The organism is Micromonospora sp. RV43 (assembly GCF_001029515.1).
Taxonomy (GTDB): Bacteria; Actinomycetota; Actinomycetes; order Mycobacteriales; family Micromonosporaceae; genus Micromonospora; species Micromonospora aurantiaca.
Window position 1 is genome coordinate 1 of the sequence record NZ_LEKG01000053.1, and the last position, 26,739, is coordinate 26,739.

Genomic DNA, 26,739 nt, shown 5'->3' on the forward strand with positions numbered 1-26,739 from the left:
CGCGAAGACCGGGTACGCCTCGTACAGTTCCCGGCCGGCGCCGGCGCGCTGGGCACCCTGGCCGGAGAAGAGGAACGCGACCCCGCCCCGCTCGGCGGCGGTGCCGGTGACCAGGCCGGGGGCGGGCCGGTCGTCGGCGAGGGCGTGCAGGGCGGCGAGCAGGCCGTCGCGGTCGTCGGCGAGGACGACCGCCCGGTGTTCCAGGGGCGAGCGCGAGAGCACCGACGTCCGGGCGACGTCGGCCGGGCGTGCGTCCGGGTCGTCGGCGAGCCAGGCCGACCAGCGCTCGGCCTGGCGGCGCAGGGCGGTGCGGGTGCGGCCGGTGAGCAGCACCGGCGCGGGCGCGGGCGCCGCCGGGCGGTCCGCCTCGGCGCCGGCCGGCTCGGGCTGCTCGAGGATGAGGTGGGTGTTGGTGCCGCTCATTCCGAACGACGAGACGGCGGCCCGGCGCGGCCGGTCCACGGCCGGCCACGGCGTGGCCTCGGTGACCAGGGTGACCGCGCCGGCGGCCCAGTCCACGTGCGGGGTGGGCTCGTCGACGTGCAGGGTGGCCGGCACGATGCCGTGCCGCATCGCCAGCACCATCTTGATCACCCCGGCGATGCCGGCGGCGGCCTGGGTGTGGCCGATGTTCGACTTGATCGAGCCGAGCAGCAGCGGCGCGGCGTCGCCCCGCTCCCGGCCGTACGTGGCGAGCAGCGCCTGGGCCTCGATCGGGTCGCCGAGGGTGGTGCCGGTGCCGTGTGCCTCGACCACGTCGACCAGGTCGGGGGTGAGCTTCGCGCCGGCCAGGGCCTGCCGGATGACCCGCTGCTGGGACGGGCCGTTGGGGGCGGTCAGGCCGTTGGACGCGCCGTCGGAGTTGACCGCCGAGCTGCGGATGACGCCGAGTACGGGGTGGCCGTTGCGGCGGGCGTCGCTGAGCCGTTCCAGCAGCAGCATGCCGACGCCCTCGGACCAGCCGGTGCCGTCGGCGGAGGCGGCGAACGACTTGCACCGGCCGTCGGCGGCGAGGCCGCGCTGCCGGGAGAACTCGACGAACGGGCCGGGGGTGGCCAGCACGGTCGCGCCGCCGGCCAGGGCGAGGCCGCACTCGCGTTGACGCAGCGCCTGGCAGGCGAGGTGGATGGCGACGGATGCCGACGAGCAGGCGGTGTCCACGGTGACCGACGGGCCTTCCAGTCCGAACGTGTACGCCAGCCGGCCGGAGACCACGCTGGCGGCGGTGCCGGTCAGCACGTACCCCTCGACGCCGGGCGCCCGGTGCAGCACGGCGGCGTAGTCCTGCCCGGAGGTGCCGACGAAGACGCCGGAGCGGCTGCCGCGCAGCGACAGCGGGGCGATGCCGGCGCGCTCGAACAGCTCCCAGGTGACCTCCAGCAGCAGCCGCTGCTGCGGGTCCATGGCGACCGCCTCGCGCGGCGAGATGCCGAACAGCGCTGCGTCGAACTCCCCCGCGTCGCGCAGGAATCCGCCGGCCGTGGTGTACGAGGTGCCGGCGTTGTCCGGATCGGCGTGGTAGAGCCGCTTCAGGTCCCAGCCGCGATCCGTGGGGAAGTCGCCGATGGCGTCCCCGCCGGACGAGACGAACTCCCACAGCTCCTCGGGCGAGCTGATGCCGCCCGGGTAGCGGCAGCTCATCGCCACGATCGCCACCGGCTCGGACTCCTCGGCGGTGACCTCGCGCAGCCGTTGGCGGGTCTGCTGCAGCTCGGCGACGACGCGCGTCAGGTATTCGCGCAGCCGCTCTTCGTCCGCCATGACATCTCGCTTTCTCGTGACACCACAGGTCCCCGTACGGCTCAGGAGAGCCCGAGGTCCTGGTCGATGAGGTCGAACAGCTCCTGGTTGCTGGCCGCCCGCAGCCGGTCGGCCACCTCGGCGGTCTCCTCCCGGCGTTCCTCCGCGACGCCGAGCCGTTCGAGCAGGCTGTGCAGGCGCATCGTGATCCGCACCCGGCCGATGTCGTCCGGGTCGCGCAGCGCGAGGGCGATCTCCAACTGGTCCAGCTCCGCGAGGGTGGGCAGCGCCTCCACCGACGCCTCGTCGAGCAGTTCGGCCCGCAGGTGCTCGGCCAGCGCCTGTGGGGTCGGGTGGTCGAACACCACCGAGCTGGGCAGGCTCAGCCCGGTCGAACGGGCCAGCCGGCCCCGCAGCTCCACGGCGGTGAGCGAGTCGAAACCGAGGTCCCGGAAGGGCCGCCCGGCCTCCACCGCGTACGGGGTGTCGTGGCCGATGACCTCGCCCGCGGCGGTGCGGATGAGGTCGACCAGCAGCCGTACCTGTTCGGCCTGCGACAGCTCGCCGAGCCGCTTGCGCAGTTCGCCGGCGACCTGGTCGCCCTCCTCGGCGGTGGCACGCGCCGCCGCGGCCTGGGCGGCCACCTCGGCGATCTCGCTGATCAGCGGCCGGGGCCGGGCGGAGGCGAACACCGGCGCGAAGCGGTCCCAGTCGATGTCGGCGACGGTGAGGGCGGTGTCGTCGCCGTCGAGGCCGGCGCGCAGGGCGGCCATCGCCGGTTCCCGGTCGAGCAGGGACACCCCGCGCCGGCTCATGGCCGCGGCGTGCGCGTCGGTCACCATGCCGCCGCCGGCCCAGGGGCCCCAGTTCACCGAGAGGTGCCGGGCCCGCCCGGCAGGCCGGGACTGCGCCCAGGCGTCCAGGAAGGCGTTGCCGGCGGCGTACGCGCCGTGGTCGCCGACGCCCCAGACGGCCGCGATGGAGGAGAAGTGCACGACCAGGTCGAGCGGCTCCGGGTCGAGGAGCTCGCCGAGGTGCCGGGCGCCGGCGATCTTGCCGGAGACGACGTCGGCGAGTTCCGCCTCGGTCACGGCGGCGACCGGGTTGAGCCGGCCCACCCCGGCGGCGTGCACCACCGCGTGCACGGTCTCGCCGTCGGCACGCAGGGAGCGCACGAGGTCCGCGACCGCGTCCCGGTCGGCCAGGTCGCAGGCCAGCACCCGGGCCTCGGCGCCGAGGGCGGCCAGTTCCGCCACCGCCTCGTCGGCCCCGGGGGCGGCCGCGCCGCGCCGGCTGACCAGCAGCAGTCGCCGCGCGCCGTGCCGGGCGAACCAGCCTGCGGCGTACCGGCCGACGGCGCCGGTGCCGCCGGTGACCAGGACGGTGTCCGGTGCCTGCCAGCCGGCCGGTGCCTCGGCGCGGGGCGCGCGCTCCAGCCGCCGCAGGTACGTCCCGGATTCGCGCACCGCGAGCTGGTCCTCGTCGCCGGCGGCGGTGATGGCCGCCAGGACTCCCTCGGCGGCGGCGGTGTCCAGGGTGGCGGGCAGGTCCAGCAGGCCACCCCAGTGCCGGGGGTGTTCCAGCGCGGTCACCAGGCCGAGGCCCCACGTGGTGGCCTGGGCGGGGCGGGCGACGGGGTCGTCGGCGCCGGTGGCGACTGCCTGCCGGGTGAGCAGCCACAACGGTGCCGGGGGCAGGGCGTCCGTGACCGCCTGCACGAGGGCGAGGTTCGCGGTCAGGCCCAGCGGCACGGCCGGGCGCTCGGGGTGCGCCCGCTCGTCGAGGGCGAGCAGCGACACGATCCGGGCGGGCGCCGCGGCGGCGAGCTGCCCGGCGAGCGCGTTCCGGTCGGTCGTCGCCGGATCGACGACGATCTGCCGCACGTCACCGCCACGGGCGGTGAGCAGTTCGGCGAGCCGGTCGGCGACCGGCTGGCCGGTGCCGCTGTGCACAAGGGTCCAGGTGCCCTCGACGGCGCCCGCCGCGAGGGCCCGCGAACGCCAGGTGATCCGGTAGCGCCAGCCGCCGGCGAGGGTGTCCTCCCGCTGCCGGCGCCGCCACCGGTCCAGGTCCGGCAGCAGCTTCCGCAGCGGCCGGTCCGCGTCGAGTCCGAGCCGGCTGGCGAGTTCGTCGCCGTCGCCCGATGCCACGGCCCGCCAGAACGCCGAGTCGACGTCGTCGGGGGTGGTGGCGGGGGTGGGCCCCGGCGCCGCGTCGAGGGTCGGCCAGAACCGCTGGTGGGCGAACGCGTACGTGGGCAGGTCCACGTGGCCGCCACCGGGAAGCAGCGCCGGGAAACGTACGGGCATGCCGTGGCAGTACAGCTCGGCCACCGCGCCGAGCAGGGTGGTCACCTCGTCCTGGCCGGGCCGCTGCACGCCGGTCACGACGATCGGGGCGTCCACCGGCAGCGCGTCGGCGGTCAGTGCGGTCAGCACGGTGTCCGGCCCGACCTCCAGGAACCGGGTCACCCCGTGGGCGTGCAGGTGGGTGACGGTGTCGGCGAAGCGGACCGCCTCCCGGACGTGGCGCACCCAGTAGTCGGGAGTGCAGAGCTGCTCGGCGTCGACGACCGCGCCGGTCAGGTTCGACACCAGCGACACCGTCGGCGGGGCGTACGACAGGGTCGCCGCGACGGCCGCGAACTCGGCGAGCATCGGCTCCATCAACGGGCTGTGGAAGGCGTGGCTGACCCGCAGCCGCTTGGTGCGTACGCCGAGGTCGGCGAAGTGGGCGGCCAACCCGGCCAGCGCCTCGTCGGCGCCGGCGACGACGACGGCGGCCGACCCGTTCACGGCGGCGACGGCCGCCTGTCCCGGCGTGCCGTCCAGCGCCCGCAGCACGTCAACCTCGGGCGCGGCGACGGCCAGCATCCCGCCGCCGGCGGGCAGGGCCTGCATCAGCCGGCCCCGGTTGCCGACGAGCGCGCAGGCGTCGGGCAGGTCGAGCACCCCGGCGACGTGGGCCGCGCTGATCTCCCCGACGGAGTGCCCGGCCACGAAGTCGGGCCGGATCCCCCAGTGTTCGAGCAGCCGGAACAGCGCCACCTCGACGGCGAAGAGCCCGGCCTGGGTGAAGACCGTCTGGTCGAGCAGGTCGGCCTCGGCGGTGCCGGGCTCGGCGAACAGCACCGTGCGCAGCGGCCGCGGCAGGTACGCGTCCAGGTGCTGGCACGCCTCGTCGACGGCCGCCGCGAAGACGGGGAACGTCTCGTACAGGCGGCGGCCCATGCCGGCGTGCTGGGCGCCCTGGCCGGAGAAGAGCATCGCCAGCGCCCCGCCGGGCTCGGCGACGCCCCGGGTGAGCCCGGGGTGCTCCTGCCCGGCGGCGAGGGCCCGCAGGCCGCCGAGGGCGGCGTCGGCGTCCTCGGCGAGCAGCACCGCGCGGTGCCGCAGCGGGGAACGTCCGGTCGCCAGTGCCCGGGCCACGTCGGCGGCGGACGCGGCGGTCTGCGGCAGCCAGTCGGCCAGCCGGGCCGCCTGGGCCCGCAGGCTGTCGGCGGTGTCGGCCGAGACGACCCAGGGCAGCACCGGCGGCCCGGCGGCGGGGCGGGGCGTGCCGGTGTCGGCCGGCGGCGCGGCCGGCGCCTGTTCGAGGATGACGTGCACGTTGGTGCCGCTGACCCCGAACGACGACACGGCGGCCCGGCGAGGCCGCTCCACGTCCGGCCACGGCTGCGCCTCGGTCAGCAGCGCGACGGCGCCCGCCGACCAGTCCACGTGCGGCGACGGCTCGTCCACGTGCAGGGTGGGCGGCAGCAGGTCGTGCTGGAGCGCCAGCACCATCTTGATCACGCCGGAGACCCCGGCGGCGGCCTGGGTGTGGCCGATGTTCGACTTGACCGAGCCGAGCAGCAGCGGCCGGTCGGCGGGCCGGTCCCGCCCGTACGTGGCCAGGAGCGCCTGCGCCTCGATCGGGTCGCCGAGCCGGGTGCCGGTGCCGTGCCCGTCGACGGCGTCCACGTCGGCGGCGGTCAGCCGCGCGTTGGCCAGCGCCTGGTTGATCACCCGCTCCTGGGCGGGCCCGTTGGGCGCGGTCAGGCCGTTGCTGGCGCCGTCCTGGTTCATGGCCGAGCCGCGGACGACGGCAAGGATCCGCCGGCCGTCGCGCTGGGCGTCGGAGAGCCGCTGCAACATCACCAGGCCGACGCCCTCGCCCCAGCCGGTGCCGTCGGCGGCCCCGGCGAACGACTTGCACCGGCCGTCGAGGGCGAGCCCACGCTGCCGGGCGAACTCGAGGAACGGGCCGGGGGTGGCCATCACCGTCACGCCGCCGGCGACCGCGACGTCGCACTCGCCCTGCCGCAGGGACTGGCAGGCCAGGTGCAGCGCCACCAGCGACGACGAGCAGGCGGTGTCGACGCTGACGGCCGGGCCCTGCAACCCGAAGTGGTACGCCAGCCGACCGCTGATGACGGCGGCGACGTTGCCGGTGGCCTGGTAGCCCTCGGTCTCGACCCGGGCGGCCATCAGCAGCGTCGCGTAGTCCTGGCCGTTGGTGCCGACGAAGACGCCGGTGTTGGTCTCCCGCATGTCGGCCGGCGCGGTGCCGGCCCGCTCGAACAACTCCCAGGCGCTCTCCAGCAGCACCCGCTGCTGCGGGTCCATCACCATCGCCTCGCGCGGGGAGATGCCGAACAGGGCCGCGTCGAAGCCGGCGGCGTCGGTGAGGAAGCCGCCCTCCCGCACGTACGAGGTGCCGGGCCGGTCGGGGTCGGGGTCGTAGATGGCCGCCAGGTCCCAGCCCCGGTCGGCCGGGAACTCCGCGATGCCGTCGCGTCCCTCGGCGACGAGTCGCCACAGGTCCTCGGGGCCGGCGACGCCGCCGGGGTAGCGGCAGCTCATCGAGACGATGGCGATCGGCTCGTCCAGCGCGGTGGCGGCCCGGGTGGGAACCGCCGCCGGGCTGTCGTCGCCCGCGAGCCTGCCCGCCAGGTGCTCGGCGAGGGCGTCGGGCGTCGGGCGGTCGAACACCAGGGTCGCCGGCAGGTTCAGCCCCACCGCCTCGGCGAGCCGGTTGCGCATCTCGACGGCGCTGAGCGAGTCGAAGCCGATCTCCCGGAACGACCGGTCCGCAGCGAGCGCCTGCGGCGAGGCCAGCCGCAGCACCGCCGCCGCGTGGACCCGTACGAGGTCGAGCAGGACCCGGCGGCGCTCCGGCGCGGCGAGGCCGGCCAGCCGGCCGCGCAGCGGCGAGGCCGTGTCGGACGGGTCGGCGTCGCGCTGCCCGGCGGCGAGCAGTTGCGCCACCTCGGGGACGTCGGCGATCAGCGGCCGGGGGCGGGCCAGCGTGTAGGTCTGGAGGAACCGGTCCCAGGCGATGTCCGCCACGGTGAGCGTGGTGTCGCCGTCGTCGAGCGCCCCGGCCAGCACGGAGACCGCGAGGTCGGGGCGCATGGCCCGGACGCCCGAGCGGAACATCTGGTCGGCGGCGCCCTCGGCGTCGACCATGCCGCCGCCGTCCCAGGCGCCCCAGGCGATGGCGGTGGCGGCCCGGCCGCGCCGTCGCCGGTCCTCGGCGAGCGCGTCGAGGAAGGCGTTGGCGGCGGCGTAGCCGCCCTGGTGCCCGCCGCCCCAGACGCCCGCGCCGGAGGAGAAGAGCACGAACGCCGACAGATCGTCGCCGCACGCCTCGTCCAGGTTCACCGCGCCGGCCACCTTGGCCCGCAGGGCGTCGGCGAGGTCGGCCACGTCGGTGGCCGCGACCGGCGCGGCGTGGGCCACGCCCGCGGTGTGGAACACGGCCCCGACGCGGGTGCCCTGCCCGGCCAGCCGCTCGACGAGGGCCCGTACGGCGGCGGGGTCCGCGACGTCGCAGGCGGCCACGGTGACGGTGGCGCCGGCGGCGCGCAGTTCGTCGGCCAGCGCGTCGGCACCGGGCGTGGCGGGCCCCTGGCGGCCGGTCAGCACCAGCTCGCCGACGCCCTCGCGGGCCAGCCAGCGCGCGACCTGGGCCCCGATCGACCCCAGGCCGCCGGTGACCAGGACGGCGCCGCTGGCGGGACGCCAGTCCCCGGTCGCCGTCCGGTCGGCGCGGGCCCGGACCAGCCGCCGGGCGAACACCCCGGAGGGGCGCAGCGCCAGCTGGTCCTCGGCGTCGACGCCGGCCAGCACCGCCACGAGCCGGGCCCGGTCCCGGGGGTCCAGCGTCGTGGGCAGGTCGACGAGGCCACCCCAGCGGTCCGGGTGCTCCAGGGCGACCACCCGGCCGAGCCCCCAGAGCATCGCCTGCCGGGGGCGGTCGAGCTGGTCGGCCCGGCCGGTCGAGACCGCACCGGCGGTGGCGCACCACAGCGGCGCGGTGATTCCGGCGTCGCCGAGGGCCTGGACCAGTGCGTACGTGGCGGCGAGGCCCGCCGGGACGACCGGGTGGGCCGGGTGCGGCGCGTCGTCCAGGCCGAGCAGCGAGAGCACGCCGGCGACGGGCCCACCGGTACGCGCGAGCCGGTCGGCAAGCGCCTGCCGGTCCGGCTCCGTCGCGTCGATCCGGACGACCTCGGCCCCGCCCTCGCCCAGCACCCGGGCGACGCCGTCGGCCAGGGGGTGCTCGACGCCGGCGGCCGGCACGACCAGCAGCCAGGTGCCGGCGAGGGTGGCCTCCGCGACGGTCAGCGGCTTCCAGGTCACCCGGTAGCGCCACAAGTCGACGGTGGACTCTTCGCGGCGGCGCCGGCGCCACGAGGAGAGCAGCGGCAGCGCGGGGTCGAGGGAGCGGGCCGTGGCCTCGTCGATGCGCATCGCGGCGGCCAGCGCCTGTGCGTCGGCGCGTTCCACGGCCTCCCAGAATTTCCGGTCCGCCTCGTCGGCGACGGCGAGGGCGGGGGCGGTCGCTGACGTCGGCTGCGGCCAGTAGCGCTGGCGCTGGAAGGCGTACGTGGGCAGCGCGACCGGCGGGCCGGTGGGGGCGCCCAGGATCGCCGTCCAGTCGACCGGCACGCCGTGCACGTGCAGCCCGGCGAGGACCGTCAGCATGCGCTGCCAGCCACCGGCCAGGGTGTCCTCGGCGGCCACCACGACGGCGTCGTCGGCCCGCGCGCTCTCGCGGATCCCGGCGGCGAGCACGGACGCGGGAGCGGCCTCGAGGAAGACCCGGTGGCCCTCGTCGAGCAGGACGCGTAAGGCGTCGGCGTCGGCGTCGGCGTCGGCGGACAGTTCCCGGTACCACCGGGCGGCGTCGAGGCCGTCGGTGTCGACCCGTCCGCCGGTCACGGCCGAGTACAGCGGCACCTCGGCCGCCCCGAGGGTGGTCCCGGCCAGCGCGTCCGGGTCGGCGCCGGCCCGGCTGCCGAGGGTGATCGTCCTCGCCGCGTCCTCCAGCGACAGCGCGCCGGCCACGCAGGCGGCCGCGACCTCGCCGTGGGCGTGCCCGACCACGGCGGCGGGCCGGACGCCGAGCGAACGCCACCAGCGGGCCAGCGAAACCGCCACGGCCCACCGGACGGGGTGCGTCACCCGGGGGTCCGTCGCGGGCGGGGCACCGTCGGCACCGCGCAGCACGGCGGTGAGCGACCAGTCCACGTGGGGGGTGAGGGCCGCCTCGCAGGCGGCGATCACGGCGGCGAACTCCGGTGCCCGGTCCAGCAGCTCGACGGCCGTGGCGGGCCACGGGTCGCCGTGGCCGGGGAAGACGAGGACCGGGTCGCCGCCGCGCAGCGCGGTGCCGGTGACCGTGGCGGGGGTGGCCTCGCCGAGGCGGAGCGACTCCAAGGCGCGCGTCAGGCCGACTGTGTCGCGGCCGAGGACGACGGCGCGGTGCGCGAACGCGGTCCGGGTGGTGACCAGGGCGTGCGCGACGTCGGCCGGCGCCAGCTCCGGGTGTGCCGCGAGGTGCGCGCCCAGCCGGGCCGCCTGGTCGCGCAGCGCCGGAGCGTCCGCGGCGGAGAGCACCAGGGGTACGAGTCCGGCGCGCGGCCCGTCGGCGGCGCGCGCGTCGATCGTCTCGGCGGGTGGCTGCTCGATGATCACGTGCGCGTTCGTGCCGGAGATCCCGAACGACGACACCGCCGCCCGACGCGGACGGTCCACCCGCGGCCACGGGGTCGCCTCCGTAGCCAGGGCCACCGCCCCCGCCGACCAGTCCACATGCGGCGACGCCTCGTCCACATGCAACGTCGCCGGCACCAGACCGTACCGCATCGCCAACACCATCTTGATCACACCAGCCACACCCGCAGCCGCCTGCGTGTGCCCGATGTTCGACTTCACCGACCCCAACAGCAACGGCCGATCCTGCGGACGCTCCTGCCCGTAGGTGGCCAGCAGAGCCTGCGCCTCGATCGGGTCACCGAGGGTCGTGCCCGTGCCGTGTGCCTCGACGGCGTCCACGTCGGCCGGAGTCAGGCGGGCGTTCGCGAGGGCCTGGTGGATCACGCGCTGCTGCGAGGGGCCGTTCGGGGCGGTCAGGCCGTTGGACGCGCCGTCCTGGTTCACAGCCGTACCCCGCAGCACGGCGTGGATGCGCCGGCCTTCCCGCTGGGCGTCGGAGAGCCGCTGCACGAGCAGGACACCCACGCCCTCGCTCCAGCCGGTGCCGTCGGCCGAGGCGGCGAACGACTTGCACCGGCCGTCCTGCGACAGACCACGCTGACGCGAGAACTCGATGAACGTCCCCGGCGTCGCCATCACCGTCACACCACCGGCCAACGCCAGATCACACTCACCCGACCGCAACGCCTGCGCGGCGAGGTGCAGCGCCACGAGGCTGGAAGAACAAGCGGTGTCGACGGTGACCGCAGGGCCCTCGAGGCCGAACGTGTACGCCACCCGCCCGGACAGCACGCTGCCCGAGTTGCCGGTGCCGACGTAGCCCTCCACCTCGCCGGCCAGCTCCATGAGCTGCGACGCGTAGTCGTGGTACATGACCCCGGCGAACACACCCGTCCGGCTGCCCCGCAACCGCTGCGGGTCCAGCCCTGCCGACTCGAACGACTCCCACGACGCCTCCAGCAGCAGCCGCTGCTGCGGATCCATCGCCAGAGCCTCACGCGGCGAGATCCCGAAGAACGCCGGGTCGAACGCACCCGCGTCATACAGGAAGCCGCCGTGGCGCGTGTACGACGTGCCGGGGTGGTCGGGGTCGGGGTCGAACAGGCTCTCCAGGTCCCAGCCACGGTCGGTGGGGAACTCCCCGATCCCCTCCCCGCCGGCGGCCAGCAGCGCCCACAACTGGTCGGGCGTCTCGACGCCGCCCGGGTAGCGGCAGGCCATGCCGACGATGGCGAGCGGCTCGTCGGCGCGGGTGGTGGTCCGCGCGCCCGGCGCGGCGGGACCGCCGGCGGCACCGGCGAGTTCGGCGTGCACGTGGACGGCGAGCACCTGCGGCGTCGGGTAGTCGAACACCAGCGTCGAGGGCAGCCGCAGGCCGGTGGCCGCGTTCACGCGGTTGCGCAGGTCGACGGCGGTCAGCGAGTCGAAGCCCAGCTCGCGGAACGCCCGGTCGGCAGGCACGGCTTCCGCCCCGCCGTGCCCGAGCACCTGCGCGACGAGGCCGCGTACCAGCACGTCGACCTGGGCGCGCGCCTCATCGGCGGTCAGGCCACCGATACGGGTCGCCCAGGTGGTGCCCTGTCCCGCCTGGCGCCGGATCGTGGTCGTACCGATCAGGTTGCGGAGCATCGGCGGCACCGGGCCGGCGCCGACGGCGGCCCGGAGGGCGGCCAGGTCGATCACGGCGGGCACCAGGGCGGGGCGGTCTGCGGTGAGCGCCGCGTCGAACAGGCGCAACCCGGTCTCGGCGCTCATCGCCGTGAGGCCGCCCCGCGCCGATCGCGCCCGGTCGGCGTCGTCGAGGGACGCGGCCATGCCGGCGGTGTCCCACATGCCCCAGGCGAGGCTGACGGCAGGCAACCCGAGCTGCCGCCGGTAGACCGCCAGGGCGTCGAGGAACGCGTTACCCGCCGCGTACGCCGACTGACCCGGCGAACCCAGCACACCCGCAACCGACGAGAACACCACGAACAGATCGAGACCCAGACCCGCCGTCGCCTCGTGCAGGAACCAACCCGCCGACACCTTCGGCGCCAGCACCGCACGAAGCCGCTCGGCGGTCAGCCCCTCGACTACGCCGTCGTCCAGGACACCGGCGGTGTGCACCACACCCGCCAGCCGGCCCCCAGCGGAAACCTCCGCCACCAGGGCGGACGCCTGATCCCGGTCCGTCACGTCGCAGGCGACCACCCGCACCGACGCACCCAGCGCGGTCAGCCGCTCCGACAACTCACCGGCACCCGCAGCCGCCGGGCCACGACGCGACACCAGCACCAGCGACCGCACGCCGTACGCCGACACCAGATGCTCCGCGACCAATGCCCCGAGCGCACCCGTACCACCGGTCACCAGCACCGCACCGTCACCCACGACCGGCGTCTCCAGCGACGCCGGGGCGACCGCGCGCACCAGACGCGGTACGAACACCTCACCCGCACGCACCGCGACCTGACCACCGAACGCCACCGGCTCGTCGGCCACGGAAGTCAGCACATCCAGCAGCCCGGCGTCCACGTCACCGTCGACGTCCGCCAGGACGATGCGACCCGGGTGTTCCGACTGCGCCGAGCGCAGCAGACCCCAGACCGCCGCTGCGGCCAGGTCGGTGACCCGGTCTCCGTCCCCGACCGACACCGCACCCCGGGTCACCACGACCAACCGCGACTCCGCCAGCGCGTCGGCCGCCAGCCAGGACCGCACCGTCGCCAGCATCTGCGACGTCGCCGCCCGCACCGACTCGGGGCCGTTGTCGACGGCGGCGGCGGGCATCTCACCGGGGGCCGAAGCAGGTTCCGTCCCGACATGAAGGGCCCGGCGCAGGCCACCCGCCGGCACCAGCAACAGACGCGGCGCCACACCCGACGCCACGGCGACCGCCTCGACGTCGGCGTACACCGGCAGCTCAGCGACGGCCGGCAGGTCGGCGGCGGCGGCGGGCGAGCCCAGCAGCGCCCACCCGGAGGCCTCCCCGGCTGGGGCGACCTCCTGGGCCTGCCAGGTGAGTTCGAACAGCGACCGGGCCGACGCGTCCGGGGACGACGACACCCCGGTCAGCTCGCGCAGGGCGAGGGTGTCGACCGAGACCACGGCCGCGCCCGACTCGTCGCACGCGACCAGACGCACCGCCAAACCCGCGCGCGTGAGCCGCACCCGCAGCACCCGCGCACCCGAGGCATACACCTGCACACCCTCGAACGCGAACGGCACCCGCGGCCCACCCGAGCCCTCCAAGCCGGGCAGCAACCCGATCGGATGCAGCGCGGCGTCCAGCAGCGCCGGGTGCACGCCGAACCCCGCGGCGTCACCGGCCACCTCGTCCGGCAACGCCACCTCGGCGTACACGTCCTCGCCGACGGTCCACACCCGGCGCAGCCCCCGGAACACCGGCCCGTACGACAGGCCGTGCTCCGCCAGGGTCGGGTACCAGCCCGCCACGTCCACCTCGACGCCGTCGACCGGCGGCCACTCCCCCACGCCCGGCTCGTCGGCCGACGCCGGCTCCAGCACACCCTCCGCATGCCGCACCCACTCCGGGTCGGCGGCCTCCTCGGGCTGCGAGTGCACGGTCACCGATCGCACGCCGGTCTCGTCGGCCGCGCCGACGCGCACCTGCACCCGCACCGCACCCGCCTGCGGCAGCACCAGCGGCGCCGCCACGGTCAACTCCCGCACCCGCGACGCACCCACCTCGTCACCCGCCCGCACCGCCAACTCCACCAGAGCGGCGCCCGGCACGATCACCGCGCCGGAGACGACGTGGTCGGCGAGCCAGGCGTGCGTCGACGTCGAGAGGCGGCCGGTCAGCACCACCATGTCCGCGCCGGCCACGGAGACGGCCGCGGCGAGCAGCGGATGCCCGGCCACACCGAGGCCCGCCCCGGACACGTCCGTCCAGCGGCCCGCCGGCTCCAGCCAGTAGCGCTGGTGCTGGAAGGCGTACGTCGGCAGGTCCAGGTGCCGGCCGCCGGCCCGGCCGAGCAGGTCCGCCCAGCCGACGGTCACGCCGTGCACGTGCAGCGCTGCGAGGGCTTCCAGGAGGGCCTGCGGCTCGGGGCGGTCGTGGCGCGACGCGGATACCAGCAGAGGCGCCGGTTCGTCGTCCGAGCGCTCGGCGAGGCAGTTCTGCGCCATGGCGGTCAGGACGCCGTTCGGTCCGACCTCGAGGTAGGTGTCGACGTCCCCGGCGCGCAGGCAGTCGACGGCGTCGGCGAAGCGCACGGTGCCGCGTACGTGGCGCACCCAGTAGCCCGGGTCGCAGAGCTGGTCGGCGTCGGCGACGCGGCCGGTCAGGTTCGACACCACCGGGATCGTCGGCGGCCGGAACGTCAGCCCCTCGGCGACGGCCGCGAACTCGGCCAGCATCGGGTCCATCCGCGCGCTGTGGAAGGCGTGGCTGACCCGCAGGCGGCGGGTCTGCACGCCCCGCTCGGACCACACCCGCTGCACCTCGTCGATGGCCTCGGCGTCGCCCGCCACCACCACGGCGGCGGGGCCGTTCACGGCGGCCACGTCCAGCCGGCCGGTCATCCCCGCCAGGGAGGCGGCCACCGCGGCCTCGTCGGCTGCCACGGCGAGCATGCCGCCGCCCGCCGGCAGGGCCTGCATCAGCCGACCCCGCGCCGCGACCAGCGCGCACGCGTCGGCCAGGGAGAGCACGCTCGCCACGTGCGCCGCCGCGATCTCACCGATGGAGTGCCCGGCCACCAGGTCCGGCGCGACACCGAACGACTCGACCAGGCGGAACAGGGCCACCTCGACGGCGAACAGCCCCGCCTGGGTGAACACCGTCTGGTCCAGCAGCTCCGCCTCGGGCGTGCCCGCCCCGGCGAAGAGCACCTCGCGCAGCGGGCGCGGCAGCAGCGGGTCGAGGTGAGCACACACCTCGTCCAAGGCGGCGGCGAAGACCGGGAAGGCCACGTACAGCTCACGACCCATACCGGCGCGCTGCGCGCCCTGGCCGGAGAAGAGGAAGGCCACCCGGCCGCGCGGCGCCGACGCACCGGTGGTGACGGTGCCGGCCGGCTCGCCTGCGGCGAGGGCCCGCAGCCCGGCGAGCAGGTCGTCCGCGTCGCCGGCCAGGACGACCGCGCGGTGCTCCAGTCCCGCGCGACTGACCGAGGAGACGGCGACGTCGACCGGGCGCGGGGAGTCGGCGCGGGCGAGGTGGTCGGCCCAGCGGCCGGCCTGCCCGGCGAGCGCCTCGGGCGTACGGGCGGAGAGGAACACCGGGGCGAGCGGAAGCGCCACCGGCGCGTCGGCGGCGGACGGGGCCTCCTCCGTGGACGGGGCGTCGTCGACGGGCGCCTCCTCCAGGATGACGTGCGCGTTCGTACCGCTGATGCCGAAGGACGACACGGCGGCCCGGCGCGGCCGGTCGGTGGCCGACCACGTGCGTGCCTCGGTCAGCAGCGAGACCTGCCCGGCGGACCAGTCGATGTGCGGGGAGGGCTCGTCGACGTGCAGGGTGGCGGGCATGGTGCGGTGCCGGATCGCCTCGATCATCTTGATCAGGCCGGCGGCACCGGCGGCAGCCTGGGTGTGGCCCAGGTTCGACTTGACCGAGCCCAGCCAGAGCGGCCCGCCTTCGCCCCGGTCCTGCCCGTACGTGGCCAGCAGTGCCTGTGCCTCGATGGGGTCGCCGAGGGTGGTGCCGGTGCCGTGCGCCTCGACCACGTCGATGTCGGCCGGCGAGAGCCGGGCGTTGGCGAGAGCCTGCCGGATGACCCGCTCCTGTGACGGTCCGTTGGGCGCGGTGAGCCCGCTGCTGGCGCCGTCCTGGTTGACGGCGCTGCCCCGGACCACGGCGAGGATCCGGCGGCCGTCGCGGCGAGCGTCGGAGAGCCGTTGCAGGAGCAGCACGCCGACGCCCTCGGACCAGCCGGTGCCGTCGGCGGCGGCGGCGAAGGACTTGCAGCGGCCGTCCGAGGCCAGGCCCCGCTGGCGGGAGAAGTCGGCGAACGTGCCGGGGGTGGACATCACGGTGACGCCGCCGGCGAGCGCGAAGTCGCAGTCCCGCTGGCGCAGCGACTGCGTGGCGAGGTGCACGGCGACCAGCGACGACGAGCACGCCGTGTCCACAGTGACGGCTGGGCCCTCCAGCCCGAATGTGTACGCCACCCGCCCGGACACCACGCTGCCGGAGTTGCCGGTGCCGATGTAGCCCTCGACGCCGTCGGGCAGGTCCAGCACCCGCGACGCGTAGTCGTGGTACATGACCCCGGCGAAGACGCCGGTCCGGCTGCCGCGCAGCGCCTGCGGGTCGATGCCGGCGTGCTCGAACGCCTCCCAGGAGGTCTCCAGCAGCAACCGCTGGTGCGGGTCCATCGCCAGGGCCTCGCGGGGGCTGATGCCGAAGAAGCCCGGGTCGAACTGCGGCGCGTCGTAGAGGAAACCACCCTGGCTGCTGGTCGACGTGCCCGGGTTGTCCGGGTCGACGTCGAAGAGCCGCTCCAGGTCCCAGCCCCGGTCGGCCGGGAAGTCGCCCACCCCGTCGCCGCCCCGGTCGACGAGGTCCCACAGCTCCGCCGGGCTGGACACGCCGCCCGGGAACCGGCACGCCATGCCGATGACTGCCATCGGCTCGCGGTCCTTGGCCTCCACCTCGCGTACCCGCCGGCGCGCGTCGCGCAGGTCGGCAGTCGCACGCCGGAGGTAGTCGAGGAACTCTGCCTCAGTGGGCATCGGGCCACTCCGTATCGGGGTTCGAGGTGTGCGACATGCCGGATCAGGCCGAGCCGAACTCTTCGTCCAGCAGGCTGAAGATCTCCTCGGCGGAGGCCGACTCGAGGCTGGCGCCCTCGTCGGCGGCGGAGTCCGCACCGGACTCGGTGTAGGTCCACAGGGAGAGCAGTTCACGCAGCCGGGCGCCGACGGCGGCCCGGTCGGTGTCGGCAGAGGCCACCGCCCGCATGGCGTGCTCCAGCTTGTTCAGCTCGCCGAGCACCGTCAGCGCGGAGGTGCTCCGCTCCGCCAGCAGCGCGCCCCGCAGGTACTCGACCAGCGCGGCCGTGGTCGGCCGGTCGTAGATCAGCGTGGACGGCAGCCGCAGCCCGGTGGCCGCGTTGAGCCGGTTGCGGAACTCGACCGCGGTCAGCGAGTCGAAGCCCAGCTCGACGAAGCCGCGCTCGACGTCGATCGAGCGGATCGACGCGTAGCCGAGGACCGCGGCGGCGTGGGTCCGCACCAGGTCGGAGAGCACCTGGTCGCGATCGGCCTCCGCCGTGGCGGCGAGGGTCTCCCGCAGCGCCTCGGCCGGATCGCGTTCGGCGGCCCGTACCGCGCCGGTCGTCGCCGGCCGCACCAGCGACCGCAGCACGGGCGGCACCGCCGCCGGCCCGTGCCGGCCGATCAGGGCGAGGTCCAGGTTGACCGGTACGACCACCGGCTCGGCGAAGCGCAGGGCCTCGCTGAACAGGTCCATGCCCTCCTCGGCGCCGAGCGGCACGAAGCCGCCCCGGTTCATCCGGGCCTCGTCGACGTGCCCGGTCCGCCCGTCGCCGGTGTCGTTGACCCACGGGCCCCAGGCCAGCGAGAGCGCCGGGAGTCCCCGGTCGCGCCGGTGCTGGGCGAGGGCGTCGAGGAAACAGTTCGCCGCCGCGTGGTTGGCCTGCCCGGGGCCGCCGAACAGGCCGGCCGCCGAGGAGAAGAGCACGAACGCAGCCAGGTCCAGCTTCTCGGTCAGCTCGTGCAGGTGCCACGCCGCGTCGACCTTGGGACGCAGCACGGCGTCGAAGCGCTCCGGGGTGAGCGCGGGCAGGACGCCGTCGTCGAGTACCCCGGCGGCGTGCACCACGCCGGTCAGCGGCTGGTCGGCGGGGAGTTCATCGACCAGCAGGGCGAGCGCATCGCGGTCGGTGACGTCGCAGGCGGCCACCCGGGCGGTGGCACCCAGCCCGGCCAGGTCGTCGACCAGCGCGGCGACGCCCGGTGCGTCCGCCCCGCTGCGGCTGACCAGCAGCAGGTGCCGTACGTCATGGCGGGTGACGAGCCGCCGTGCCACGAGCCGCCCGAGCAGACCGGTCGCCCCGGTCACCAGGACGGTGCCGGCGGCCAGGTCGGGGCCGGGCGCCTCGGCCGGGGGCGGGCCGAGCCGGGTCAGCCGGGGCACCCGGAGCTGCCCGGCACGTACGGCGAGCTGGGGTTCGCCCGTGGCCAGGGCCGCCGGCAGCAGCGCGGCGGCCGGGGCGTCGTCGACGTCGAGGAGCACGATCCGGTCGGGGTTCTCCGACTGGGCGGAGCGCAGCAGGCCCCAGGCGGTGGCGGCCGGCACGTCGGCGATCCGCTCGTCCGGGTCGACCCGGACCGCGCCGCGGGTGACCACCACCAGCCGGGCGGCGGTGAGGGACTCCTCGGCGAGCCACTGCTGGGCCAGCGCGAGCATCCGGTGGGCGACCCGGTGCGCCTGGGCGGCCGGGTGTGGCTCGCCGGCGGCGGTTCCGGCGCAGGTCACCACCACCGCGTCGGGTGCGGCGGCACCAGCGCGTACGTCGGCGACCAGCGTCGACAGGTCCGGGTGCCGGTCGGCGCCGGGCCAGTCGTCGCCGAGGGCGACGAGCCGGGACGTGCCGTCGGCGCGGCCGGTGGCGGGGGCGACCCAGTCGAGGCGGTGCAGGGACCGGCTGGCCGAGCGGCGGGCGGCGCTGAGCTGCTCGCCGGAGATGGGCCGCAGGACCAGACCGTCGACGGAGGCGACCGGGGTCGCGCCCGTGTCGGTCACGGTCAGGGCCACGGAGCCGGCGTCGGTGGCGCGCAGCCGGATCCGCAGTTCGCGGGCGCGGGTGGGCCGGATGGTCACGCCCGACCAGGTGAACGGCAGGCCCGGGCGGATGTCGGGGCCGCCCTCGGGGGCCGGCGGGCCAGCGGTGGGCTCACCAGCCGTGGCGCTGGCGCCGATGGCGTGCAGCGCCGCGTCCATCAGGGCCGGGTGCACGGAGAAGGCCGTGGTGTCGGTGGACGCGTCGGCGTCCAGCGCGACCTCGGCGAGGATGTCCCGGCCCGAGCGCCAGGCGGCGCGCAGCGCCCGGAAGGTGGGGCCGTAGTGGTAGCCCTGGGCGGCGAGCCGGGCGTAGAGCCCGTCGAGGGCGATCGGCTCGGCGTCGGCGGGCGGCCACACGGCGGCCGGCACGGGGTCCGGGTCGACGGTGTCGGCGAGCTGGCCGGAGGCGTGCCGCTGCCAGGCCCGGGAACCGTCGGGTCCGGTGTCGTCGTCGCGCCGGGTGTGGACGGCGACGGGCCGGTGCCCGGTCTCGTCCGGCGGGCCGACGCGGACCCGCAGGTCGATTCCTCCCTCGGTGGGGATCGCCAGCGGCGCCTCCAGGTTCAGCTCGGCGACGGTCGCCGCGCCGGCCTGCCGGCCGGTCCAGGACGCCAGCTCCACAAGCGCCGTCCCGGGCAGCAGCACCGTGCCCAGCACGGCGTGGTCGGCCAGCCAGGGGTGGGTGGCGAGGGTGATCCGGCCGGTGAACAGCAGGCCCTCGTCGCCGGGCAGGTCGGCCACCGCGCTGAGCAGCGGGTGGTCGACCACGTCGAGGCCCACTGCGGGCAGGACCGAGCGGTGCGCGCCGGTGCGCTCCAGCCAGAAGCGGTTCCGGTCGAAGGCGTACGTGGGCAGGTCGACGGGCTCGGCCTCGGGCAGCAGCCGGCGGTGGTCCACCGCCAGGCCGAGGGTGTGCGCGGTGGCGAGGCCGGTCAGCAGCCGGGTGGCGGCGTCGTCCGACCCGGCGAGGGTCTCCAGGACGTGGCCGGTGGCGCCGGTCGCGTCGAGGACGGCGGCGACCCGGTCGGTCAGCGCCGGCTCCGGCGAGATCTCCACGAATGTCACGTGTCCGGCCGCGACGGCGGCGCGCAGGGCGGCGTCGAGCCGCTCCGGTCCCCCGGCGATATCGGCCGGGCGGTCGGCGCCGGAGGCGGTCGGCGCCGCTCCGAGGCCGGCCGGGTCGGCACCGGGGCCCGCCCGGTCGACACCAAGGCCGGTCAGGTCGGCCCAGTGGTCGACACCGAGGCGGGCCGAATCGGCCCAGTCGCCGGTGAACGTGGAGGCCAGCCGGGCGGTCCCCGGCTGCGGGGCGAGCCCCGCGAGGGCGGCGCGGAGGCCGTCGTGGTCCAGGTGGCCGGCGGCGGCGCGGGCCCGCAACGCCACCGTGCGGGCGGCGTCGGGCAGGGACAGCAGGCCCGCCACGTACGCGGCCACGACCTCGCCGTCGCCGTCGCCGACGACAGCGGCGGGGGTGACGCCGGCGTGCCGCCAGACGGCGGCGAGCGCCACCCCGACGGCGAACCGCACGGGCCGGGCCAGCTCCGGCCGCTCGCCCCAGGAGGCGTCCGCGCCGGTGAGCAGGGCGGCCGGATCGACGTCGACCCAGGGCGCGAGGGCCTGCCGGCACTCGGCGAGGGTGTCGTCGAAGACCGGGCAGCGGCCCACCAGTGCGGCCGCCGCCCCCGCCGGGGTGGCGCCCGGGAAGACGAACACCGGGCCTGCGCCGTGGTTGGCGACGGTGCCGGTCACGACGTTGCCGGCCGGGGTGCCGGCGGCGAGCGCGTCCAGGCCGGCCAGCAGCTCGCCGGGGGTCGCGCCGAGCACGGCGGCGCGCCGGTCGAACGCCGAGCGGGTCGCGGCGAGCGACCAGCCGACCGCCGCCGGGGCGAGGCCGGGGTGCGCGCGCAGGTGCCGGGCCAGCCGGGACGCCTGCGCGGCCAGGGCCGAGGTGGAGCGGGCCGAGACGGGCCAGGCCACCACGTCGGCGGTGAGCAGCCCGGCGGCGCGTTCCCCCTCCGCAGCGGCTGCGGGCGGCATCGGTGCGTCGCCCGGCTCGGCGTCGGCGGGCGCGTCGGCGGGCGCGTCGGTGGGCAGCTCGACGACCACGTGGGCGTTCGTGCCGGAGATGCCGAACGAGGAGACCGCCGCGCGGCGGGGCCGGTCGACGGCCGGCCACGGCCGGGACCGGGTCACCAGCTCCACGTCGCCGGCCGACCAGTCGATGTGCGGCGACGGCTCGTCCACGTGCAGCGTCGCCGGTACGGTCCCCTCCCGCATCGCCAGCACCACCTTGATCACGCCGGCCACACCGGCGGCGGCCTGCGCGTGGCCCATGTTCGACTTGACCGAGCCCAGCAGCAGCGGGCCGGCGTCGCCCCGGTCCTGCCCGTACGTCGCCAGCAGCGCCTGCGCCTCGATCGGGTCACCGAGGACGGTGCCGGTGCCGTGCGCCTCGACGACGTCCACGTCGGTGACCGCCAGCCCGGCGCCGGCCAGCGCCTGCCGGATCACCCGCTGCTGGGAGGGGCCGTTGGGGGCGGTCAGGCCGTTCGATGCGCCGTCGGAGTTGACGGCGGAGCCGCGGACGACGGCGAGGACGCGGCGGCCCTGCCGCCGGGCGTCGGAGAGCCGCTGCACGAGCAGCATGCCGACGCCCTCGGACCAGCCGGTGCCGTCCGCCGTCGCGGCGAAGGACTTGCACCGCCCGTCGGAGGCGAGGCCGCCCTGGCGGGAGAACTCCTGGAACGCCGTCGGGGTGGCCATCACGGCCACGCCGCCGGCCAGCGCCAGGTCGCACTCGCCGCGCCGCAGCGCCGCCCCGGCGAGGTGCAGCGCCACCAGCGACGAGGAGCAGGCGGTGTCGACGGTGACGGCGGGGCCCTCCAGCCCGAGGGCGTACGCGACCCGGCCGGAGATGACGCTGTGCGCGGCGCCCGTCATCAGGTAGCCCTCGACGCCCTCGGGGACCTCGGTCAGGCCCGTGCCGTAGCCGGAGGTGGAAGCGCCCACGAAGACGCCCGTACGGCTGCCGCGCAGCGACGCGGGGTCCACCCCGGCCCGCTCCAGTGCCTCCCAGGACGTCTCCAGGGTGAGCCGCTGCTGCGGGTCCATGGCGAGGGCCTCGCGGGGCGAGATCTCGAAGAAGGCGGGGTCGAAGTCCGCCACGTCGTGGAGGAAGCCGCCCGCCGGCGGGTGCGTCCCCTCGGCCGGCTCGGGTATCTCCCAGCCCCGGTCGGTGGGAAACGGCGAGATGGCGTCCACGCCGTCGGCGACGAGCCGCCAGAACGCCTCCGGCCCGTCGACGCCGCCGGGGTAGCGGCAGGCCATGCCGACGATCGCGACGGGCTCGTCGGCATCGACGACGACGGTCTGCGGGGCGGCGGCCGGGGCGGCGCCGGAGACCAGCTCGCGCAGGTGCGCGGCCAGCTCGGCGGGGGTCGGGTAGTCGAAGACCAGTGTGGTGGGCAGCCGCAGGCCGGTGGCCGCGTTCAACCGTCCCCGGAAGTCCACGGCGGTCAGCGAGTCGAAGCCGAGGTCCTTGAACGGGCGGCCGCGCAGCTCGTCGGGGGTGGCGTGGCCCAGCACCGCCGCGGTCTGCTCGTTGACCAGGCGCAGCAGCTCCCGCTCCTGCTCCGCGGCCGGGAGCGCCGCGAGGTGGCGCAGCGGCGCGGCGACCCCGTCCGCCGGCGTGGCGGCCTCCTCCTGCGCGACGAGCGCCCGCACCTGCGGCAGGTCGCCGAGGAACGGGCTGGGCCGGGCCACTGTGAACGCGGGGTGGAACCGGCTCCAGTCGACGTCGGCGACGGTCACGCAGGGCGTGGGCCGGCGCAGCGCCCGGTCGAGGGCGACGAGCGCCTTCTCCGGGTCGACGGGCGGCAGGCCCATCCGGTTGAGCTGCTCGGTGGCGACGTTCTCGGCGGCCATGCCGTGCGCGCCGCCCCAGGCCGTCCAGGACACGGCGGTGGCCGGCAGGCCCCGGTCGCGCCGGTTGACGGCCAGGCCGTCCAGCAGAGAGTTGCCGGCGCCGTACGCGCACTGCCCGGCGCTGCCCCACACGCCGGAGATGGAGGAGAACATGACGAACGCGGCGAGGTCGCGCTCGGCGAGGCAGGCGTCGAGGTGCAGGGCGCCGAGCACCTTGCCCGCGACGACGTGGGAGAACTCGTCGAGGGTGGTGTCGGTGATCGGGGTGAGCTGGTCGGTGCCGGCGGCGTGCACGACCGCCGTCAGGTCGGGCAGCGAGCCGACCAGGTCCGCCACGGACCGCCGGTCGGTGACGTCGCAGGTGGCGGCGGTGACCCGCCCGTCGGCGCCGTACCGGTCGAGCAGGTCCGCCACGGCGGGGGCGGCGGCGCCCCGGCGGCTGGCCAGGACCACCCGCCCGGCGCCCCGGTCGAGCAGCCAGCGGGTGACGTGGCCGCCGAGGGCGCCGGTGCCGCCGGTGACCAGGACGGCGCCGGACCACCAGTCGCCGGCGGGGTTCTCGTCGGTCGCCGGCGGGGCCGGCGTGAGCCTCCGGGCCCAGGTTCCGCCGGGGCGCACGGCCACCTGGTCCTCGCCGCCGTGGCCGGCCAGCACGGCGGCGAGCCGCCGGGTGATGGCGGCGTCGACGGTGGCCGGCACGTCGACCAGGCCGCCCCAGCGGTGCGGTTGCTCGACGGCCGCCGCGCGGCCGAGGCCCCAGACCTCGGTCTGCAGCGGGTGCGCGACCCGGTCGCCCGGGGCCGCCGCCACCGCGCCGCTGGTGACGCACCACAGCGGCGCCACCAGGTCCAGGTCGGTCATCGCCTGGACGAGGGCGAGGGTGCCGGCGGCGGCGAGGGTCACGCCGGGGTGCTCGGGCAGCAGCCGGTCCTGGCCGGCGACGACGGCGAGCACGCCGTCGACACCGCGGTCGCCGGTCAGCATCCGGAGCCGGGCGGCGAGCGCCGCGCGGTCCAGGTCCGCGGCGCCGACGCGTAGCACCAGCGGCTCGGCGTCGCCGAAGAGCCCGGCCAGGCCGTCGGCCCACGCCGGCGCGTCCTCGGCGGGCAGCACAACCAGCCAGCGGCCCGCCGGGGCGTCGCCGTCCCCGACCGGCACGGGCTGCCAGCTCACCTGGTACGACCACCCGTCCACGAGGGAGCGTTCCCGCCGGGACCGGCGCCAGGAGGACAGCGCGGGCAGGGCCGGCAGCAGCGCCCGTACCTGCTCGTCGTCGCCCAGCTCGCCGCGCAGCGTGTCGACGTCCGCCTGCTCCAGGGCGGTCCAGAACTCGTCGTCGCCGTCGGAGGAGGCGGTGCCGGGGCCGGCGGGCGGCGGCTCGGGCCAGAAGCGCCGGCGGCGGAAGGCGTACCCGGGCAGCGGCACCCGCGCGGTCTCGGCGCCCGCGTACAGCCGGGTCCAGGCGACCTCCACCCCGCCGACGTGCAGCTCGGCGAGGGCGGTGAGCGCCGACGTGGGCTCGGGGCGGTCGCGGCGCAGCAGCGCCACGGCGGCGGTCTCGTCGTCGGCCAGGACGTCGCGGGCCAGCGCGGTGAGCACCCCGCTGGGGCCGACCTCCAGGAACGTACGCACGCCCAGGGCCCGCAGCTGCTCGACGCCGTCGGCGAAGCGGACCGCCTCCCGCACGTGCCGCACCCAGTACTCGGCGGTGCGGATCTCGTCGGCGTCGGCGACGGCGCCGGTCAGGTTCGACACGATCGGCAGCGCCGGCGGTTGCAGCTCCAGCCGGCGCACCACGGCGGCGAACTCGGCGAGCATCGGTTCCATCAGCGGGCTGTGGAAGGCGTGGCTGACCCGCAGCGGCCTGGTGCGTACGCCCTGGTCGGCCCAGCGGCGTTCGAGTTCCTCGACGGCGTCGGCGGCGCCGGAGACGACGACGGCGGTGGGCCCGTTGACGGCGGCCACGGCGACCCGGTCCTCGACGTCGGCCAGAGCGGACCGGACGGCGTCGGCGGGGAGCTGGACGGCCAGCATCGCGCCGCCGGCCGGCAGGGCCTGCATCAGCCGGCCCCGGGCGGCCACCAACGTGGCGGCGTCGGGCAGCGACAGCACGCCGGCCGCGTGCGCGGCGGAGAGCTCGCCGATCGAGTGGCCGAGCAGCACGTCCGGGACGACCCCCCAGCTCTCCAGGAGCCGGAACAGCGCGACCTCGACGGCGAACAGACCGGCCTGGGTGTAGAGGGTCTGGTTGAGCAGTCCGGCCGCCTCGTCGCCCTCGGGCGCGAAGAGCACCGGGGCGAGCGGGCGGGGCAGGTGCCGGTCCAGCTCGGCGCAGACCTCGGCCAGTGCCCGGTCGAAGACGGGGAACGCGGCGGCCAGCTCGCGGCCCATGCCGCTGCGCTGCGCGCCCTGGCCGGAGAAGAGGAACGCGAGCTTGCCGCCGCGCGGACCCGCGCCGGTGACCAGGCCCGGGGCGTCGCCGCCGGCGGCCAGCGCGCGCAGGGCGGCGGCCAGGTCGGCGCGGTCGGTGGCGAGCAGTACGGCGCGGTGCTCCAGGCCGGCCCGGGTGCTCGCCGACGACCAGCCGACGTCGGTCAGCCGCAGCCCGGGGCGGTCGTCGAGCCAGTCGGCCCAGCGGGTGGCCTGCGCGGTCAGGGATCCGGCGTCGCGGGCGGAGACCAGCACCGGCACGAGGCCGGCCCCGTCGACCGGGGCGGTGCCGGGCGCCGTGACCGGGTCGGTCTCGGAGGCGGAGCCGTCCGGGGCGTCCGCCGGGGCCGGGTCGGCGGCGGGTGCCTCCTCGATGATCACGTGGGCGTTGGTGCCGCTCATGCCGAAGGAGGAGATGCCGGCGCGGCGGGGCCGCTCCCCGGCGGGCCACGGCTGCGGCTCGGTGGCCAGCGACACCGCGCCGGCCGTCCAGTCCACGTTGGGCGTCGGCTCGTCGACGTGCAGGGTGGCGGGCACGGTGTCGTGCCGCAACGCCATCACCATCTTGATCACGCCGGCCACGCCGGCGGCGGCCTGGGTGTGGCCGATGTTCGACTTGACCGAGCCGAGCCAGAGCGGTTGGTCGGCCGGCCGGCCCTGCCCGTACGTCGACAGCAGCGCCTGCGCCTCGATCGGGTCGCCGAGGGTGGTGCCGGTGCCGTGCGCCTCCACGACGTCGACCTGCTCGGGCGCGAGCCGGGCGCTGGCCAGCGCCTGGAGCACTACTCGCTGCTGGGACGGGCCGTTGGGGGCGGTCAGGCCGTTGCTCGCGCCGTCGGAGTTGACGGCGCTGCCGCGTACGACCGCGAGCACGGGGTGGCCGTTGCGGCGGGCGTCGGAGAGCCGCTCGACGAGCAGCAGGCCGGCCCCCTCGCCCCAGGCGGTGCCGTCGGCGGCGGCGGCGAACGACTTGACCCGGCCGTCCAGGGCCAGGCCGCGCTGGCGGCTGAAGCCGATGAACGCGGACGGGGTGGACATGACGGTGGCGCCGCCGGCCAGCGCCAGGGTGCACTCGCCCTGCCGCAGCGCCTGGCAGGCCAGGTGCAGCGCGACCAGCGACGACGAGCAGGCGGTGTCGACGGTGACGGCGGGCCCCTCGATGCCGAGCGCGTACGAGATCCGGCCGGACACGACGCTGGCCGCGGTGCCGGTGAGGATGTAGCCCTCGGTGCCGGGCGGCGGCTGCTGGAGCAGCCCCACGTAGTCCTGGCCGGTGGTGCTGGCGAACACCCCGACCTGGTGGCCTCGCAGCGTCGAGGGGTCGATGCCGGCGTGCTCGAACGCCTCCCACGAGGTCTCCAGCAGCAGCCGCTGCTGGGGGTCCATGGCCAGCGCCTCGCGCGGCGAGATGCCGAAGAACGCGGCGTCGAACTCGGTGGCGGAGTCGACGAAGCCGCCCTCGGCGACGTACGACGTGCCGGGATGGTCGGGGTCCGGGTGGAACAGCCGCGCCAGGTCCCAGCCGCGGTCGGCGGGGAACGCGGAGTAGGCGTCGCGGCGGGAGTCGACGAGTTCCCACAGTTCCTCGGGCGAGCCCACCCCGCCCGGGAATCGGCAGGCCATGCCGACGATGGCGATCGGCTCGCGGCTGGCCGCCTCAAGCTCGCCGAGCTTCCTCCGGGTCTGGTGAAGGTCCGCCGTCACCCATTTCAGGTACTCCCGGAGCGTATCTTCAGTCGCCATTGACGCCACCTCTTCGGGTCGGAGAGAAACAGCGACCCAATACCGTCCACGGACGCCACAAGCCGCGAAGATCCAAACCCATTCAGCCGACCACGAATTGCCAGACAAAATGGCGTTTCAGCCCCCCACCAGGTCTTACGCGCCGGACGAAAGGTAATTGTC

At 76.4% G+C, this 26,739-nt stretch carries 3 protein-coding genes; all 3 read right to left on the bottom strand.

What is annotated here, in order from left to right; all coding sequences use genetic code 11:
- A partial coding sequence (locus ABD52_RS15260; RefSeq protein ID WP_047892249.1) for a type I polyketide synthase occupies nucleotides 1-1,761 on the bottom strand: 1,761 nt, incomplete at its 3' end.
- 41 nt (nucleotides 1,762-1,802) lie between these two features.
- Nucleotides 1,803-16,406 (bottom strand): type I polyketide synthase, encoded by a 14,604-nt coding sequence (locus tag ABD52_RS15265; RefSeq protein ID WP_047892250.1) that lies wholly within the window; start codon nucleotides 16,404-16,406, stop codon nucleotides 1,803-1,805.
- A gap of 43 nt (nucleotides 16,407-16,449) precedes the next feature.
- The gene (locus ABD52_RS15270) at nucleotides 16,450-26,577 is read right to left on the bottom strand and encodes a type I polyketide synthase (protein WP_047892251.1); all 10,128 of its coding nucleotides are present in this window, start codon (nucleotides 26,575-26,577) and stop codon (nucleotides 16,450-16,452) included.
- Between the last annotated feature and the right edge of the window lie 162 nt (nucleotides 26,578-26,739).

Bases quoted from the DNA above. Each gene is read 5' to 3' on its own strand.
- ABD52_RS15265 (WP_047892250.1), bottom strand. From the start codon at position 16,406: ATGCCCACTGAGGCAGAGTTCCTCGACTACCTCCGGCGTGCGACTGCC.
- ABD52_RS15270 (WP_047892251.1), bottom strand. From the start codon at position 26,577: ATGGCGACTGAAGATACGCTCCGGGAGTACCTGAAATGGGTGACGGCG.